The organism is Pseudomonas sp. NPDC085632 (assembly GCF_044541255.1).
In the GTDB taxonomy this organism is placed as follows: Bacteria; Pseudomonadota; Gammaproteobacteria; order Pseudomonadales; family Pseudomonadaceae; genus Aquipseudomonas.
Genome location: NZ_JBITSX010000021.1, coordinates 74335 through 90725, shown reverse-complemented (window position 1 = coordinate 90725; position 16391 = coordinate 74335). Strand labels below are relative to the sequence as shown.

Sequence of the window (16391 nt, the reverse complement as noted above, 5' to 3'; positions counted from 1 at the left end):
TTCGCAACGAGCGCCGGGCGATTACCAAGACCAACCTGATGGTGTTCTTGCGTCCGTACATCATCCGCGACAGCGAAGCGGGGCGCAGCATCACCGGCACGGTGACGTAAGCCTTGACCTGCCACTCGCCGAGCCCTATCGCCAGCCCGGCTTCGCGCTGGCCTTTCGGAATACTCAGCAAACCGCCACGGAACACTTCGGTCAGGTACGCCCCGGCATACAACGAGAGCGTGATGATGAACGAAGGAATCTTGTCCAGACGAATACCCAGGCTCGGCAAGGCAAAGTAGATCAACAGAATCAACACCAGAATCGGCGTGTTACGCACCACCGTGACGTACACCGAGGCCAGCACCCGCAAGGCGCGATGCTTGGAGAGCAAGGCAAACGCCATCAGCAGGCCGATCACGCAGCCGATGGCGATCGACACCAAGGCCAGTTCAAGACCCAGACCGAGCCCCGCCAGCAAGGTGTCGAAATCGCGCCACACGGCAGCAAAGTTCAACTGATAGTTCATGGTCAGCAGTACCTTGAGCGGGGCGAAGTAAATCGCCCCACTCTCACGGGATCATTTGAATTCGACTGGGAAACCAATGGCTGGCGAAGGCAGATCTACACCGAACCATTGCTTGAACGACGCCGCGTAAGTCGGGAATTCAACGCCGGTCATCGCTTCATGCAGTGCGGTGTTGACGAAGTTCAGCCAGTCCTGATCGCCGCGTTTCACCGCACATGCGTAGGTTTGCGGGCTCCACGCATAGCTTGGGCTGCGGTAGCGGCCAGGGTTCTGCACCATCAGGTACTTGACCGAAGACTGGTCAGTGGCGGCGGCGTCGGCGCGGCCGGAGTTCACCGCCTGATACATCAGGTCGACGCTGTCGTACTGATCGACCTTGGCTTTCGGCAGGGCCTGATGCACCAGTTCTTCCGCGTAGACGTTCTGCAGCACGGCCACGGTGACGCTGTCGCCGGCGGCTTGCAGATCTTCGATTTCCTTGTACTTGCTGTTGTTCGGCAACAGCAGGCCGACGCCTTCGCGGTAATACGGCAGCGTGAACGCCACCTGCTGCGCACGGCTGGCGGTAACGGTGATGAACTGGCAGCTCATGTCGACCTTGTCGGTGAGCAGATTGGGGATCCGCGCATCAGACGACTGCACGACGAACTCGACCTTGCTCGGGTCGTTGAACAGACCTTTGGCGACGATCCGCGCGATGTCGATATCGAAGCCCTGCAACTTGCCGTCCGCGCCCTGAAAGTGCCACGGCGCATTGGTGCTGCCAGTACCGACAATCAATTTGCCACGGGCCAGAACACTGTCGAGCTTGCTGTCGGCCGCCTGGGCCATACCCATGACAGCGGACGAAGCCGCAAGAATGAAAACACACGCTTTGAACAACGAAGGACGGCGATGCATGGCAAGCACTCCAGAATGGTGTTTATTCCGCTATACCGGAACACGGTTTGTTACTACGGAATAGACAGCAGAAAGTGTGCCATAGCTTTGGCAATAAAACCCAGGTCTTCGGAAACATTAATCGGTTCAACAAGTTAGCCCGCGGATCTGCGCGCGACTATTGCCAGTAGAGGTTTGACCATCGCTACTGAGGGCAACCAATTGGGAAGTAACGTCACATTCAAGGGCATGTGCGCGACCAATTGATGCACACATACAGCAATGAATCGGACTTGAAAAATGGACTGAGCACAGATAACCGTTCATCGGATTTGCGGCTCGACCTGTCAGAGTTGACAGTTGTTGACCGGTGAATTGATAGGCCTACTGGTTTGGACCGAACGGGTCAGGAATCGAACTCAAAATCTCAATAAGGACTTTTGAAATGGCTAATCTGATTGAAAATGGTGATTTTGCGAGTCAAGGCGATCACTGGACAGCAACAACCCCGAATAACGTCAGTTACGTAAATGGTCACTGCATAATCGCGCCTCCTGACTCCATCAGTCAGGACGTTCTCCTGGGCAGCGAGGGCGGCGGGAAATTCATGATCTCGGCAAGAATGAAAACACTGCCCGGCTATGCTGGCCGCGTCACTGTGCAACCACATCCGACAGGCAACCCGGTTGAACTTGACGTCTCAGGAGGTCAGAACTGGACGATCAAGTTCAAAGAGTTCGAAGCACCTCTTGCGACACTCAAATTCACAGTGAAGGTAGAGTCCAATGACGGTACGTTTGATGAACTTGGCTCTTATTTCAGCGATTTAACGCTATCCAAGCTGCTCTGAGCCAGTACTCTTGAAAGCGAGCGTTCATCTCGTGACGGCTCGCTTTTTCCGTGAACCACCGCATTCCGAAAAGGGAGTTTCCAATGGACTCGACAACCCCTTTCGCAGCCTTGCCGGCCACCTATCGAAAAACGCTGAAAACCTGGCGCCCGGTGATTCTGTATTTCGCCAACGAACACTGCCCCGCCTGCGAATGGGCCGGGCCGATCTTTCGCCAGACGGCCGAGCCATACCGGCATCGCGCCAATATCTACATGCTCATTACCAGCGAGTCCCCGCGCCACCCGCTGGTCACCGGCACGCCCACCGTGCTGTTTTACAAGAACGGCAGACTGGTGAAAAAACTCAAAGGCATCGGCACCGAAGAAACCCTCGCACGGGATTTCGCCGAGCACATCGGCAAGACCAAAGCGCCCGTTGCGCCTCGCAAACAGCTGCATGACCTGCCTTGGCTGCGTCAGACACTTCGTACTTTGCGCACCGTTGCACGTGCTCGCCTGCGGAAATTCTTCGACCGGTGACCACCAGTATCGGTGAGACCCGGGTCGAGGATTGCGATTCGCTGAATCAGGCGCTGCTCAAGGCGTAAGAGGCGTTGTTTGCGTCAAAGCATATGGGAAGGATCGCTACACTTTTCATCAGTGAATACTGCGGTGCCTGAACCCAAGCATTCGCGAGCAGGCTCGCTACCACATTTGAAACGCGTTCCAAGGTGGGAGCGAGCCTGCTCGCGAAGAGGCCAGTACAGTCGCCAGAGAAATCAAGTATTACGCGGCAGCACGCACCAACAACACCCGCGTCACCCGCCGCTCTTCCACCGCTTTGACCGTCATCTGCCAGCCTTCAAGTTCCAGACGATCACCGATGACCGGCAATCGATCCAGCAGGCTCATCACCAACCCGGCCATGGTCTGATAGTCCTCGGTCGGCTGCGCACCAAACCCGGTGCGCTGACGCACACGCGCAAGGTTCAACGCGCCGCTGACCATAAACCCGCCCTGCTCCTCGACCACGTCGGGGCCTTCGATTTCGCTGGCGTCCGGCAACTCGCCGGCAATCGACTCGAGGATGTCGGTCATGGTCAACACGCCGACAAAATCACCGAATTCATTGACCACGAAGGCAATGTGCGTCGAGGCCGCGCGCATCTGCTCCAGCGCATTGAGGATCGAATAACTGTCGAGCAGGTTGACGGTCTTGCGCGCCAGATGTTCCAGATTCGGCTCGTTACCGGCCAGGTACTCGTTGAGCAGTTCCTTCTTGTGCACGAAGCCCAAGGGTTCATCCACCGCACCGTTGCGAATCAACGGCAGACGCGAGTAGGACGAGTGCATCAACCGGGTACGAATCGCCTCGCGATCATCGGCCAGATCGATGCTGTCAACATCGGCGCGCACGGTCATCAGCCCGCGAATCGGGCGTTCGGCCAGTTGCAGTACGCCGCTGATCATCACCCGTTCGCGACGATCGAACAGCTCGGCATTTGGCGCGTCACCGTCGTCGAGCAGATCGGAGATTTCCTCGCCGACCTCTTCCACCGCCAGTTTGCGCCCGCCCAGCAAGCGCATGACCGCATGAGCCGTGCGCTCGCGTATCGGCCGTAAACCCTGCATCGAGCGCTTGCGGCGAGCCCGGGCGATCTGGTTGAACACCTCGATCAGAATCGAGAAACCAATGGCGGCATACAGATAGCCTTTCGGAATGTGGAAGCCCAGACCTTCAGCGGTCAGGGCAAAACCGATCATCATCAGGAAGCCCAGACACAGCATGATCACCGTCGGGTGTGCGTTGACGAAGCGCGTCAGCGGTTTGCTGGCGACAATCATCAAGCCAATCGAGATGATCACCGCGATCATCATCACCGCCAGTTCATCGACCATGCCCACGGCGGTGATCACCGCATCGAGCGAGAACACCGCGTCGAGCACCACGATCTGCGCGACGATCGGCCAGAACATGGCATAGGCGGCGTTGGTCGTGCGTTCACCGACGTGGCCTTCAAGGCGTTCGTGCAATTCCATGGTGGCCTTGAACAACAGGAACACACCACCGAACAGCATGATCAGGTCACGGCCGGAGAAGCTCTTGTCGAACACCTCGAACAACGGCTGCGTGAGGGTGACCAGCCAGGAAATACTCGCCAACAGACCAAGGCGCATGATCAGCGCCAGCGACAGGCCGATAATCCGCGCACGGTCACGTTGATGCGGCGGCAGTTTGTCCGCGAGGATTGCGATGAACACCAGGTTGTCGATACCCAGCACCAGTTCCAGCACGATCAATGTCAACAAGCCCAACCAGGCTGTGGGATCCGCTAACCATTCCATAAAACGTCTCTATCTCTCTCGGTTGATTCAGGCTGCCGGACACGGCAAAGCGCAACGCAAAGGCTCTGGGGCCGCGTTATCTACGATAGTCGGGTGTCGGAAAACTGGATGCTGCGAGTGCGTCAAGACCGCGCCGTGGCGCGAAGGGAAGCTGAAACTGGGAGGCTCCGCGAGGGTGTTCATGTAGATCCTGAATGAAAAATGGCCTTGGAGCGTACAGGCTTTGGGAACATTTCCTACAGCGGCAAATCATTTCAAAATCTGTAATCAGCACCGAATACCTCTGTAGGAGCTGCCGCAGGCTGCGATCTTTTGATCGTCGGGTCGCTTTAAAAAAGATCAAAAGATCGCAGCCTGCGGCAGCTCCTACAGTACGGTGTCAGCGGCCGGCAAAACGCAAACGAGACAACTGGCGCAAATCCCCTTCAACGTAGTAATCATTGGTCCAACTGTCGTCCGCCGCCAACGGATTGACCTGCTTCAACGCCAGTTTCTTCGCAAAATAGCGAAAGCGGTAATGCTCGTAAAATCGCAACAGCTCCAGCCCGTAACGATCCGCCAGATCGGTGTCGCCACGAAGGATCAGGTAGTTTTCATCATTGCCATTGCTGGCCGAGACGCTGAGGTTATGGCTGCCGCTGATGATGGTCGGCGTATCGGTGGTGAAGTCAGTGACGACCGCTTTGGTGTGCACCAGCAGATTGCCCTTCTGACCTTTCATGTTCTCGCGCAACCAGCCTTCCAGCCCGGTATTGAGCAGTGCGGTGGCGGCGAACTCGGCGCTGCGGTCGGCGTGAAACCCGGTGATGCGGCTGGCGGTATTTTGCAGGCCATAACGCAAAATGTCGTCGTGGGGCTGGCCAAGTAACGCATTGAGAATCGCGTCCGGCAGCGAAAACGCCGTGACGAACAGCACGTCTTTTTTTGCCGCGCTGATGATGTTCTCGAACGCCTGCAGGTCAGCCCCGCCCGTACGCGGTGAAAACCCGACGAACAGCGGCTGCTGTGGGTTCATCGGGTTGTGCCCGGTGAGCCAGTCACGGGTGGCGCCGACATCATTCGGCTGCGCCCAGATATGCTCGAACGTTTGCAGATAACTGGCAGCAACCGATTCGTCGTCCAGCACATGCACCACGTTGGCCTGACGATAAACCCCGTTGGCGGTGAAGTTGGTGCTGCCACACAGAACGGCTTCAGGCTGATGCTCACCGCTGGCAGCGATGCGGCTCAGGACGATGAACTTGTCGTGAAAGATGTTATGGGTCACTCGCCCGCGCTTGCTCGCGGAAGGCAGCGCCGCCAGGCTCGCTTCGTTGGAGGTGGTGTCTTCGTCATCCGGCCGGGCGTGATACAGCACCCGCACGTTCACGCCCCGTGTGAACGCGGCGTTCACCGCATCGATGATCGCTTGTAACTGGTATTCGTAGATGGCAATGTCCAGCGCCCATTGGCCATCGACGGCGCGCTCGATAAAACCCAGCAAGCGCCCGAGCAAGCCGTTTTCCAGCCATTGCCGGGCCGCATCGGGCCAGGCTTCGATGGGCATGTTTTTGTTGGCACTGATCTGTGCGTCGAGGTCGGGAAACTTGCGCTGGAATGCCTGACTGGCAGCAACGGCTCGATTGAAATTCACGCTCTGGTTGCTCGGGTGACCGTCATCGGAGGTGATCGTCAGCTCGAGTGCTTCGCCTAACTGCACGGCATCGGCAGTACCGTAGGCCAGGTGCACGCGATAGTGGAGAGTCGTGCCCGGATTGACCGCGTAATCCGCCCAGCGAAACTTCTGCAGCGGCGCGGTATCGCTCGGTGTGGCGTGGAACTGGGGGAACGTGTGCGCCTTGCCAGGGAACGTCAGGCTGTTGAACAGGAACAACCAGGGTTTGGCGCCCTGCTGCTTTTCGATGGCGAAACCCAACAGGCCTTTGCGCCGGGATTCGGCCAGGTCCATGGCCAGCAGCACGCCGTTGGTGCCGGCGTAGGCTTTGACGCGGAAATCGTCTGCGGGATTGTTGACCAGTACGCGCATCGCTCACTCCTTGTGATTGGGCTGGGTGCAGCATAGAGCAGGGATGCAGGTGTTGGTGTTCCTGATCGGGTACCGAGTCGATGCCTGCTCGCGAAGACGGTCGAACAATCGCCGAAAAGCTCAGAGAGAAGTCAGCTCATCGATATGTCGATAGTCTGACCCCAACGCTGAAGCCAGATCCCGCGCCCGCCCCAACCGAATCGGCCCACGCTCGATATCGATCAACAAGCCCGGGCACGCCAGTGCCGGCAATCCTGACCACTGCTTCAAACGCCCATCCGTGACCACCAGCAATCGCTGCTGCTCGGCGGGAAAGCGCTTGCGCCGCAGCGCCAGCCAATGCTCGGCCTGCACCAGCGCCGCCAGCAACGGCGTGCCACCGCCCGCGCCCAACGCCTCCAGCCAGGTACGCAAACCGCTGGACGCCTTCAATCCTTGCACCTGCCATTTTGGCGCCGCGCCACTGGCCGTCAACAAAGCCAGGCGCGCACGCTGGCGGTAAGCGTCATCGAACAGTTGCGCGAGCAGGCCTTTGGCATCGCTCAAAGCGTGATGACGCCGCGTCGAGGCCGAGGCATCGACGATCACCAGCCACAGCTCATACGGCGAGCGTGTGCGCAGTTGAAACAACAGGTTTTCACGAATCCGAGGACGTCCGTTGAGCAACGTGCCCGGCCAATTCACTGTACCGCTGCGGGCCGTATGGCGCTTGCCCTGACGTCCGTTGGCCAGCCGTCCGGCGCGGGGCCTGGCATTCGCCCCCACCTCGGATCGGGGGCGAATGCCTAAGGCTTTTTTGGCCAGCTCGGCACTTCGCGGCGCGCGCCCGTGGCGAGCGCCGGCGCCGGCAGGTCGCCCCACTGGCCCTGCCCTTCACTTGGCGTGGCCTGCGACTCGACCGGCGACTGCGACGGTGGCTGCGGACTCGATGCCGGTTGCTCGCGACGCCGATGGCGCAGGGCAAACTCGGCCACGGCGTCGATGTCTTCTTCGCCAATCACCGCAGCCCCACGCCATGCCGCGTGAGCACGAGCGGCGCGTAACCAGACCAGATCGGCACGCAGGCCATCGACCCCGGCAGCAAAACAACGCTCGGTGATCTGCGCGAGTGCGGCATCGTCCAGTGCAATATTGGCCAAGGCAGCGCGAGCTTTTTCGCAGCGAGTACGTAGAGCGTGTTGCTCGGCTTCCCACTGTGCACAGAAGGCTTGCGGATCGCTGTCGAAATCCAGTCGCCGACGAATGATCTGTCCGCGTTCGGTCGGTGCCGTATGGCCGCTGAGGGCAACGTTCAAGCCGAAGCGGTCAAGCAACTGCGGGCGCAACTCGCCTTCTTCCGGGTTCATGGTGCCGATCAGCACGAACTTCGCCGAATGCCGATGGGAGATACCGTCACGCTCGATCAGGTTGGTGCCGCTGGCGGCAACGTCAAGCAGCAGATCCACCAGGTGATCCGGCAGCAGATTGACTTCATCGACGTAAAGCACGCCGCCGTCCGCCTTCGCCAGCACACCCGGCGAGAACTGCGCGCGCCCCTCGCTGAGGGCGGCGTCGAGGTCGAGGGTGCCAACCAGGCGTTCTTCAGTCGCCCCGAGCGGCAAGGTGACGAATTGACCGCTGGCGAGCAGGTCGGCCAAGCCACGGGCCAGGGTGGACTTGGCCATGCCTCGCGGGCCTTCGATCAGCACACCGCCGATTTTCGGGTCGATGGCGGTGAGGCACAGGGCGAGTTTCAAATCATCGGCGCCGACCACGGCGGAGAGCGGGAAATGCGGGGTGTCGGTCATTTGGGATTTCTCTGTCGTGGTCTTTGGTGTGCTTGATTGTTGTGGGGGGTCAGTAGGGGTGGCCCTCACCCTAGCCCTCTATCGGAGGGAGAGGGAACTGACCGAGTTGTTCTGGCGAGTTACGCCGACTTGATATATCGAGCCGAGCTCAAGTTTTGACAGCAACATAGATCGGCTCCCTCTCCCTCCGGGAGAGGGCTGGGGTGAGGGTAGCTTTTAACCGGCTACACATCTTCTTCTATGTCCAACAACAGATTCTCCAACGCCTCTTTATATGCCCCCGGCTCCTGCCACATCCCCCGCTGCTGTGCCTCGAGCATGCGCTCGGTCATATCCCGCAGCGCATGCGGATTATGCTCGCGGACAAACTCCCGAGTCGCCGGATCCAGCAGATAAGCATCGGTGAGCAACGCGTATTGATGATCATCGATCAACTGCGTCGTGGCATCAAACGCGAACAGATTATCAACCGTCGCCGCCAGTTCAAACGCGCCTTTATAGCCGTGACGTTTGACCCCGTCGATCCATTTCGGATTGGCCGCCCGTGAGCGAATCACCCGGTTGAGCTCTTCCTTTAACGTGCGAATCTTCGGCAGATCCGGCTGACTGTGATCGCCGTGATAACTGGCCGCCGCCTCGCCACGCAGGGTTTCCACGGCAGCAAGCATGCCGCCCTGGAACTGGTAATAGTCGTTGGAATCAAGCAAGTCGTGCTCGCGGTTATCCTGATTCTGCAGCACCGCTTGCACCTGGCTCAGGCGCTGCACGAACTGCTCACGCGCAGCAGTGCCCTCATCGGATCCGCCATAGGCGTAGGCGCCCCAGTTCAGATAGACCTCGGCAAGGTCGTCGCGGCTTTGCCACAAACGGCCATCGATCGCGCCCTGCACGCCTGCGCCATAGGCACCGGGTTTGGCGCCGAAGATCCGCCAACCGGCCTGACGCCGTGCGGTGTCCTCATCGACGCCCGACTGCAACAGTGCCTCGCGCTCGGCACGCACTTTGGCGGCCAACGGATTGAGATCGTCCGGTTCGTCCAGCGCTGCCACTGCCTGCACTGCCGCATCGAACAGGCGAATCAGATTGGCGAACGCATCGCGGAAAAATCCGGAAACCCGCAACGTGACATCGACGCGCGGGCGGTCGAGCAGGCTCAGCGGCAGAATCTCGAAATCGTCGACACGCTGACTGCCAGTGGCCCATACCGGGCGGACGCCCATCAGCGCCATGGCCTGAGCGATGTCGTCGCCGCCGGTGCGCATGGTCGCGGTGCCCCACACGGACAATCCGAGCTGGCGCAAGTGATCGCCGTGATCTTGCAGGTGACGCTCCAGAATCAATGTCGCTGACTGGAAACCAATGCGCCACGCGGTGGTGGTCGGCAAGTTGCGCACGTCGACCGAGTAGAAATTGCGGCCGGTGGGCAGGACGTCGAGGCGACCACGGCTCGGCGCTCCGCTCGGGCCGGCAGGGACGAAACGGCCGCTGAGGGCGTCGAGCAGGCCACGCATTTCGGCGGGGCCGCAGGCGTCCAGGCGTGGCGCGACGACGTCGCGCAGGGACTGGATGATCGCATTCACATCAGACCACCCCGATCCCTGTGGGAGCGAGCTTGCTCGCGAAAGCTGTGTGTCAGTGAATGAAGTGTTGGCTGATACGACGCCTTCGCGAGCAAGCTCGCTCCCACAGGGATCGTGCAGGGCTTGGGAAATCAGCTGTGTGGCGAACAGTTCGAGGCGTTCGCGGGTGTCGCCAGCAGTGCGCCAGACCTCGTCACTTTGCGATTGCAGTTCTGCGGGACGCGGGCCAGTCCATGGATCGGCCAACGCGCAATCGAGTGGATCGAACCCCAGCTCGAACCCTTTGGCCAGCGCGCGCAGCAGGCTCGATTGCGCGCCCTTCCCGTCTCCGCGTGGAATGCGCAGTAGCGCCAGCAACGTATCAATGCGCAAACGCCCGGTCGGTGACTCGCCAAAAATATGCAAGCCATCGCGAATCTGCGATTCCTTCAAATCACACAAATACGTATCGAGGCGCGGCAGCCAGATCGCCGCATCAGCGTCGCTGTCCATCCCTGCATCGAGTTGCAGTTCCCGGTCGATCTGCGTCTCACGCACCAGTTGCAGAATGTCACGCTGCAACTCGCGGGCGCGGCGTGGGTCGAGCAATTGCGCTTCGTAATACTCGTCGGCCAGCAGCTCCAGATTGCGCAGCGGGCCGTAGGTTTCGGCGCGGGTCAGCGGTGGCATCAGGTGGTCGATGATGACCGCTTGCGTGCGTCGTTTCGCTTGGGCGCCCTCGCCCGGATCGTTGACGATAAACGGGTAAATGTTCGGCAGCGGCCCGAGCAATGCGTCCGGCCAGCAATTCTCCGAAAGCCCGACGCCTTTGCCCGGCAGCCACTCAAGGTTGCCGTGCTTGCCGACGTGAATCACGCCGTGGGCGCCGTAGGTGTTACGCAGCCAGAAATAGAACGCCAGATACGCGTGGGGCGGCACCAGATCCGGGTCGTGATAGACCGCACTCGGGTCAACCTGATAACCGCGTGCCGGCTGGATGCCGACGAAGGTCAGACCGAAGCGAATGCCGGCAATCATCATGCGACCGTCGCGGCACATCGGATCGTTTTCTGGCGTTCCCCAACGCGCAATCACGGCGGTGCGATTGGCCTCGGGCAGCGCATTGAACATCGTCAGGTAAGCGTCCATCGCCAGGCTTTGCTGGCAGGGGCGCTGATCAATCGTGTCGAGGTCATTGCTGACGCCACCGAGCAATTGCTGGATCAACTCGGTGCCGCTATTGGGCAGCTCTGCCGTGACCGGATAACCCTCTGCCTGCAACGCGCGAAGAATATTCAACGCCGCTGCCGGCGTATCGAGACCGACGCCGTTGCCGATGCGTCCGTCGCGGGTCGGATAATTGGCGAGAACCAGCGCGATGCGTTTTTCGCCATTCGGCACCCGCGCCAGATCGATCCAGCGCCGCGCCAGTTCGGCGACAAAATCCATGCGTTCAGGCTGCGCGCGATAGCAGACCACATCGGACTGGCTGCGCTCACTGCGCCAGGCCAGATCCTTGAAGCTGATCGGCCGGCTGATGATGCGCCCGTCGAGTTCCGGCAAAGCAATGTGCATGGCCAGATCCCGCGGCCCCAGACCTTGCTCGCTGGCGCGCCAGCCGGGCTCGTTGTCCTGCGCGCAAATTGCCTGAATCACCGGAATATTGCGGCGAAACGGCCGCAGATGCGGCGCTTCGGGGCTGGACTGAGCGAATCCGGTGGTGTTGAGAATCACCCCCGCCTCGACTTCATCCAGCCAATCCTCGACCACCGTCAGGCAGCCGGGTTCTTTCAGACTGGCCACCGCGATCGGCAACGGATTAAGCCCAGCCTCCTGCAGGCGCTGGCAGAAAACATCAATAAAAGCTGTGTTCGCCGCCTGCAGATGCGAACGATAAAACAGCACCGCCGCGACCGGGTTTTCCGGCAGCCATTCGGCTTGCCAGTCACTCAGTGCGGCGGCGGTTTTATTGGCGTGGTAAATCGCCGTGCGCGGCAGGGACTGCGGCTCTTCCCAAGGGTAATCGCGGCCGAGCCAACGGCTGGCCAGACAGCGGAAGAAATCCAGCGCATTGCCCAAACCGCCCTGACGCAAAAACTGCCAGAGCCGGTCGCGCTCCTCGGCGCTGACGGTGCTCAAGTCGCTGAGCTCCGGGTCGGGCCGATCATCGCCCGGCACCAGAATCAACTGCACGCCACGCTCGGACAACTCGACCAGACGCTCAACGCCATAGCGCCAATAGGCAATGCCACCGTGCAACGAAATCAGAATCACTTTGGCGTGACGCAGCACTTCGTCGACGTACAAATCGACCGAGGCGTGATTCTGCACCTGCATCGGATTAGCCAGACGCAGGCTCGGGTAATCCTCGGGCAACTGCTGCGCGGCCTCGGCGAGCAGCGCCAGGCTGGAGTCGCCGCTGCACAGGATCACCAGCTCGGCGGGGGTTTGGCCAAGGTCGGCAATGTTGTCATCCGAGACGAAACCGCCGGGCTGGGTCCTGAGCAGGTGCATGGTTTAAACGCTGAGCGCAGCGCGCAGTTGCGCTTCGAGTTGCGCGGCGTCGAGTTCCTGACCGATCAACACCAGACGCGTGACGCGCGCGTCATCGGCGCCCCACTGACGGTCGAAATGCTTGTCGAAACGCGTGCCCACGCCTTGGATCAGCAAGCGCATTGGCTTGTTCGGGATCGCCGCGAAACCTTTGACACGGAGGATGCCATGCTTGACCACCAGTTGCGTCAGGGCGTCGAGCAGCAGGCTTTCGTCGGCTTGCGGCAGTTCGATGGAGATCGAATCGAAGGCGTCGTGATCGTGGTCGTCATCGCCTTCACCATGGTGGTGATCGTGATGGCTGTGGCGGCTGTCGATGTGTTCTTCGGAACCGGCGCCGAGGCCGATCAGCACGTCCAGCGGCAGACGACCATTGCTGGCTTCGATGATTTTCACCGCGGGTGGCAGCTCTTCGGCGACTTCAGCGCGCACGCGAGCCAGATCTTCCGGGCTGGTCTGGTCGGCCTTGTTGAGGATGACGAGGTCGGCGCTGGCCAGTTGGTCGGCGAACAGTTCGTGCAGCGGCGACTCGTGGTCGAGGTTCGGATCAAGTTTGCGCTGGGCATCAACCTGATCCGGGAACGCGGCGAAGGTGCCAGCGGCCACGGCTGGGCTGTCGACCACGGTAATTACCGCGTCAACGGTGCAGGCGCTACGGATTTCCGGCCACTGGAAGGCTTGCACCAGCGGTTTTGGCAGGGCCAGGCCCGAGGTTTCGATGAGGATGTGGTCGAGATCGCCGCGACGGGCGACCAGTTCGCGCATCACCGGGAAGAATTCTTCCTGAACGGTGCAGCACAGGCAGCCGTTGGCCAGCTCGTAAACCCGGCCGGTGGCTTCTTCTTCGGTGCAACCGATGGTGCATTGCTTGAGGATTTCACCGTCAATGCCCAGCTCGCCGAACTCGTTGACGATCACCGCGATGCGGCGGCCCTGAGCGTTGTCGAGCATGTGCCGCAGCAGCGTGGTTTTGCCCGAACCGAGGAAGCCGGTGACGATGGTGACGGGAAGTTTGGCCAGTGTTTTCATCGGTATGCCCTTTGGCAAGCGGCGGGCATACGGGACGAGAACCGGCAACGCGCGTGCGTGCCCGGAGAGTTCGCCACCGGATCACCCCGCCCGGTTGAATTGAGAATCTGTGACGAGGCAGGTCTCCTGGCTGACGGCGTTCAGGCGCGGGGCCTGGCGTTTGCTGCGCCTTCCCGCGGGCTCATCGATTGAGCTGGCAGTGGCGTGGCAGCGAACATCACCGTTCACAGTTGCGGGGGCAGCCGCGGCATTGACCGCGTTCCCTTCTTAGCTTCGGCAACGGCCGAAGAACCTCGAAGGCGCAAGGCTACGCATCGTCTAAGGGTGGGTCAATGGGCGTTGAGTTTTGGTTTTGGGGGCATATCCGTTGCTGCGGGTGCTGCCACTGGCGGTTTCGCTCTTACAGCGACTCACTTTTCCAAACGCCGAAAAGTAAGCAAAAGGCTTTGCCCCGGCGTACGGCACTTCGCTGAGGCTCAGTGTTCCCTCGCTACGGTGTCCATCCGGGGGCATCGCCTACGGTTTGCTTCGCTGCACCTCCTCTCGATGTGTTCGACTTCGTCGAACGGCGCTGCGCGCCTAACCCCCGGATGAACACCTTCACTCGGCCTGCCGAAGGGGCAAAAAAGCCAGATCAAAAGCCAGATCAAAAGCCCCTCACCCTAGCCCTCTCCCGGGGGGAGAGGGGACTGATCGCGGTGTTTGGGGGAGGTACGCCGACGTGCGATACCGCGTTGAACTCAGATTTTGAAAGGCCCAGAAATCGGCTCCCTCTCCCTCGGGAGAGGGCTGGGGTGAGGGGCGAATCCAACACAAAAATAACGCCGTACACCCGCTCCTCACCACTCAATAGGCCGAGTGTCAGCTCGCCTGCTTTTGATCTTGGAGCCCGTCGGCAGGCTGAGTGGAGGGATTGATCCGGGGGTGGGAGCGCAGCGACCGTTTGGCGAAGCCAAACACAGCGAGAGGAGGTGCAGCGAAGCAAACCGTAGGCGCTGCCCCCCGGATCGATCCCGGAGCGAAGGAACCCCGAGCCCCAGCGAGCGGGCCGAACGTCAGGGCACAGACCTTTTGGTTACTTTTGGGGCGTTTGCCAAAAGTGACCCGCCGTAAGGGCGGAACCATAACCAGCCACACCCGCAGCAACGGATCCACCCCAAAAAATTGACTAAAAACCCAACCCCATGCTCTCCTACACAACTTGTTACGGGTGCCCTTCACAGGGTGAAACGGGAAACCGGTGAATCATGTGCTTTACTCAAGCCCATGTCAGTCCGGTGCTGCCCCCGCAACGGTAAGCGAGCGAAGCGTCAAAACCACTGTGCCCGTGCGGCATGGGAAGGTGACGCTTGCAGGTCGGCCTGACGCCAACCCCTCGTGAGCCCGGAGACCGGCCCGCAACACACAGCCCGCATTTGTGCGCAGCTGAACATAACAAACCCGCGGTGGGCGGGCGCTGTTCGAACCTCTGCGAGCCTGACCCGCAGGGGTTTTCATGCGCTCTATTCACCCGCTGACACTCCAGAGGGAAGCGCCATGTCGATCATCAGCAGCACCGGCAGCAACACGGACAAAATCGCCAGCACCACCACCCTGAGCCAACGCCTCACCGCCGCGATCTTCGCGTCGATCCTCGGCGCCAGCCTGGTCTACTTCGCCGGCTTCTCGCATATCGAAGCGGTGCACAACGCCGCCCACGATACTCGCCACAGCGCCGCGTTCCCGTGCCACTGAGACCTGCCGACATGATCAAGCGTATTGCGCAAACCGCAGGTTTCACCGGCCTGCTGGCCGCCCTGCTCCTCACCCTGCTGCAAAGCTTTTGGGTTTCGCCGCTGATTCTGCAGGCGGAAACCTTTGAGAAGTCCGAGCCGGTGGCGGTTCACGAACACGCCGCTGGCGTAGCTGCGCACACCCACGATGCCGAAGCCTGGGAGCCGGAAGACGGCTGGCAGCGCGTGGTTTCGACCACAGGCGGCAATCTGGTGGTTGCGGTGGGTTTCGCCCTGATGCTCGCGGGCCTCTACACCCTGCGCGCGCCGACCAAAACCTCGCAAGGCCTGCTCTGGGGTCTGGCCGGTTATGCCACCTTCGTCCTCGCGCCAACCCTGGGCCTGCCGCCTGAGTTGCCGGGCACCGCTGCGGCAGATCTGGCCTCGCGCCAGATGTGGTGGATCGGCACCGCCGCTTCGACCGCTGTCGGCCTGTCGCTGATCGTGTTCAGCCGCCACTGGCTGATGAAAATCCTCGGTGTGGCCATCCTTGCCGTGCCGCACGTGATCGGCGCGCCGCAGCCGGAAGTGCATTCGATGCTCGCGCCGGAAGCATTGGAAGCGCAGTTCAAAATCGCTTCGCAGCTGACCAACGTCGCGTTCTGGCTGGCCCTCGGCCTGATCAGCGCCTGGTTGTTCCGCCGCAAAAGCGATGGTCAATACCACGCATGACCGATGACAGCGCAGCGCCGACCTTCGTCGTCGGCCTGGGCTGCCAGCGCGGCTGCCCGGCCAGCACGCTGCGCGCATTGCTTGACCAAGCCTTGCAGGCACACCGTATCGAGCTACAAGCGGTCAAGGCGTTAGCCAGCATCGACTTGAAACGCGACGAGCCAGGCCTGCAAGAACTTGCCGCACAACTGGCCCTGCCCTTGCTGTATTTCAGCAGTGAAGAACTGGCCAATTACCAACAGCGACTCAGTCACCATTCGCAAATCGCCTACGAACGCACCGGTTGCTACGGCGTGGCAGAAAGCGCGGCGTTGGCGCTCGCCGAACAGCTGATCCAGGCACCGGCGAAACTGCTGATTTCCCGGCAAAAATACGCTCAGGCCACGTTGGCATTGGCCGGCGCGGCGTAGAATCCCGATA

The 16391-nt window shown here is 60.7% G+C and carries 12 protein-coding genes, 2 pseudogenes and 2 riboswitches; of the genes and pseudogenes, 6 read left to right on the top strand and 8 right to left on the bottom strand.

Annotated elements, in window-relative coordinates; genetic code table 11:
* A pseudogene (locus ACIF4X_RS15645) lies at positions 1–95 on the top strand (hypothetical protein); the annotation flags it as partial.
* Here ACIF4X_RS15645 and ACIF4X_RS15640 read toward each other — a convergent pair.
* Both ACIF4X_RS15640 and ACIF4X_RS15635 read right to left on the bottom strand, forming a co-directional pair.
* Positions 83–517 (bottom strand): annotated as a pseudogene (locus ACIF4X_RS15640) (ABC transporter permease subunit); the annotation flags it as partial. The pseudogenes ACIF4X_RS15645 and ACIF4X_RS15640 sit on opposite strands and share 13 nt — an antisense overlap.
* Before the next feature lie 51 nt (positions 518–568).
* A complete protein-coding gene (locus ACIF4X_RS15635) occupies positions 569–1417 on the bottom strand; it encodes a transporter substrate-binding domain-containing protein (RefSeq protein ID WP_102901907.1) in 849 nt (282 codons plus the stop codon).
* A 424-nt stretch (positions 1418–1841) separates the two neighbouring features.
* On the opposite strand from ACIF4X_RS15635, the gene ACIF4X_RS15630 reads away from it, so the two are divergent.
* A complete protein-coding gene (locus ACIF4X_RS15630) occupies positions 1842–2246 on the top strand; it encodes a hypothetical protein (RefSeq protein WP_397482830.1) in 405 nt (134 codons plus the stop codon).
* 83 nt (positions 2247–2329) lie between these two features.
* Positions 2330–2767 (top strand): thioredoxin family protein, encoded by a 438-nt coding sequence (locus tag ACIF4X_RS15625; RefSeq protein ID WP_397482829.1) that lies wholly within the window; start codon positions 2330–2332, stop codon positions 2765–2767.
* Between the two features lie 246 nt (positions 2768–3013).
* Here the strand turns inward: ACIF4X_RS15625 and ACIF4X_RS15620 are convergent, their stop codons facing one another.
* From ACIF4X_RS15620 to cobW, 6 genes are all read right to left on the bottom strand, one after another.
* Positions 3014–4573, bottom strand: a complete 1560-nt coding sequence (locus tag ACIF4X_RS15620) for a transporter associated domain-containing protein (RefSeq protein WP_397482828.1) — start codon at positions 4571–4573, stop codon at positions 3014–3016.
* A gap of 379 nt (positions 4574–4952) precedes the next feature.
* Positions 4953–6599, bottom strand: a complete 1647-nt coding sequence (locus tag ACIF4X_RS15615; protein WP_397482827.1) for a phospholipase D-like domain-containing protein — start codon at positions 6597–6599, stop codon at positions 4953–4955.
* Positions 6600–6719: 120 nt separating this feature from the next.
* Entirely contained in the window at positions 6720–7364 is a 645-nt protein-coding gene (locus tag ACIF4X_RS15610; RefSeq protein ID WP_397482826.1) for a VWA domain-containing protein, read from the bottom strand.
* Between the two features lie 20 nt (positions 7365–7384).
* Positions 7385–8386, bottom strand: a complete 1002-nt coding sequence (locus ACIF4X_RS15605; protein WP_397482825.1) for an ATP-binding protein — start codon at positions 8384–8386, stop codon at positions 7385–7387.
* A gap of 224 nt (positions 8387–8610) precedes the next feature.
* On the bottom strand, positions 8611–12459 hold the full coding sequence (cobN, locus tag ACIF4X_RS15600) for a cobaltochelatase subunit CobN (RefSeq protein WP_397482824.1): 3849 nt from the start codon (positions 12457–12459) through the stop codon (positions 8611–8613).
* Positions 12460–12462: 3 nt separating this feature from the next.
* Positions 12463–13527: a cobalamin biosynthesis protein CobW gene (gene cobW / locus ACIF4X_RS15595; RefSeq protein ID WP_397482823.1), complete on the bottom strand. Its 1065-nt coding sequence runs from the start codon at positions 13525–13527 to the stop codon at positions 12463–12465.
* A gap of 98 nt (positions 13528–13625) precedes the next feature.
* A riboswitch (cobalamin riboswitch) is annotated at positions 13626–13838 on the bottom strand.
* A gap of 880 nt (positions 13839–14718) precedes the next feature.
* Positions 14719–14941: riboswitch (cobalamin riboswitch) on the top strand.
* A 122-nt stretch (positions 14942–15063) separates the two neighbouring features.
* Here cobW and ACIF4X_RS15590 point away from each other — a divergent pair.
* From ACIF4X_RS15590 to ACIF4X_RS15580, 3 genes are read left to right on the top strand one after another with little or no spacing between them, the layout of a single operon-like run.
* Positions 15064–15261, top strand: a complete 198-nt coding sequence (locus tag ACIF4X_RS15590) for a CbtB domain-containing protein (RefSeq protein WP_093430890.1) — start codon at positions 15064–15066, stop codon at positions 15259–15261.
* Between the two features lie 11 nt (positions 15262–15272).
* Positions 15273–15971: a CbtA family protein gene (locus tag ACIF4X_RS15585; RefSeq protein ID WP_397482822.1), complete on the top strand. Its 699-nt coding sequence runs from the start codon at positions 15273–15275 to the stop codon at positions 15969–15971.
* Positions 15968–16381: a cobalamin biosynthesis protein gene (locus tag ACIF4X_RS15580; protein WP_397482821.1), complete on the top strand. Its 414-nt coding sequence runs from the start codon at positions 15968–15970 to the stop codon at positions 16379–16381. Before ACIF4X_RS15585 ends, ACIF4X_RS15580 begins: the two co-directional genes overlap by 4 nt.
* Positions 16382–16391: the final 10 nt, after the last annotated feature.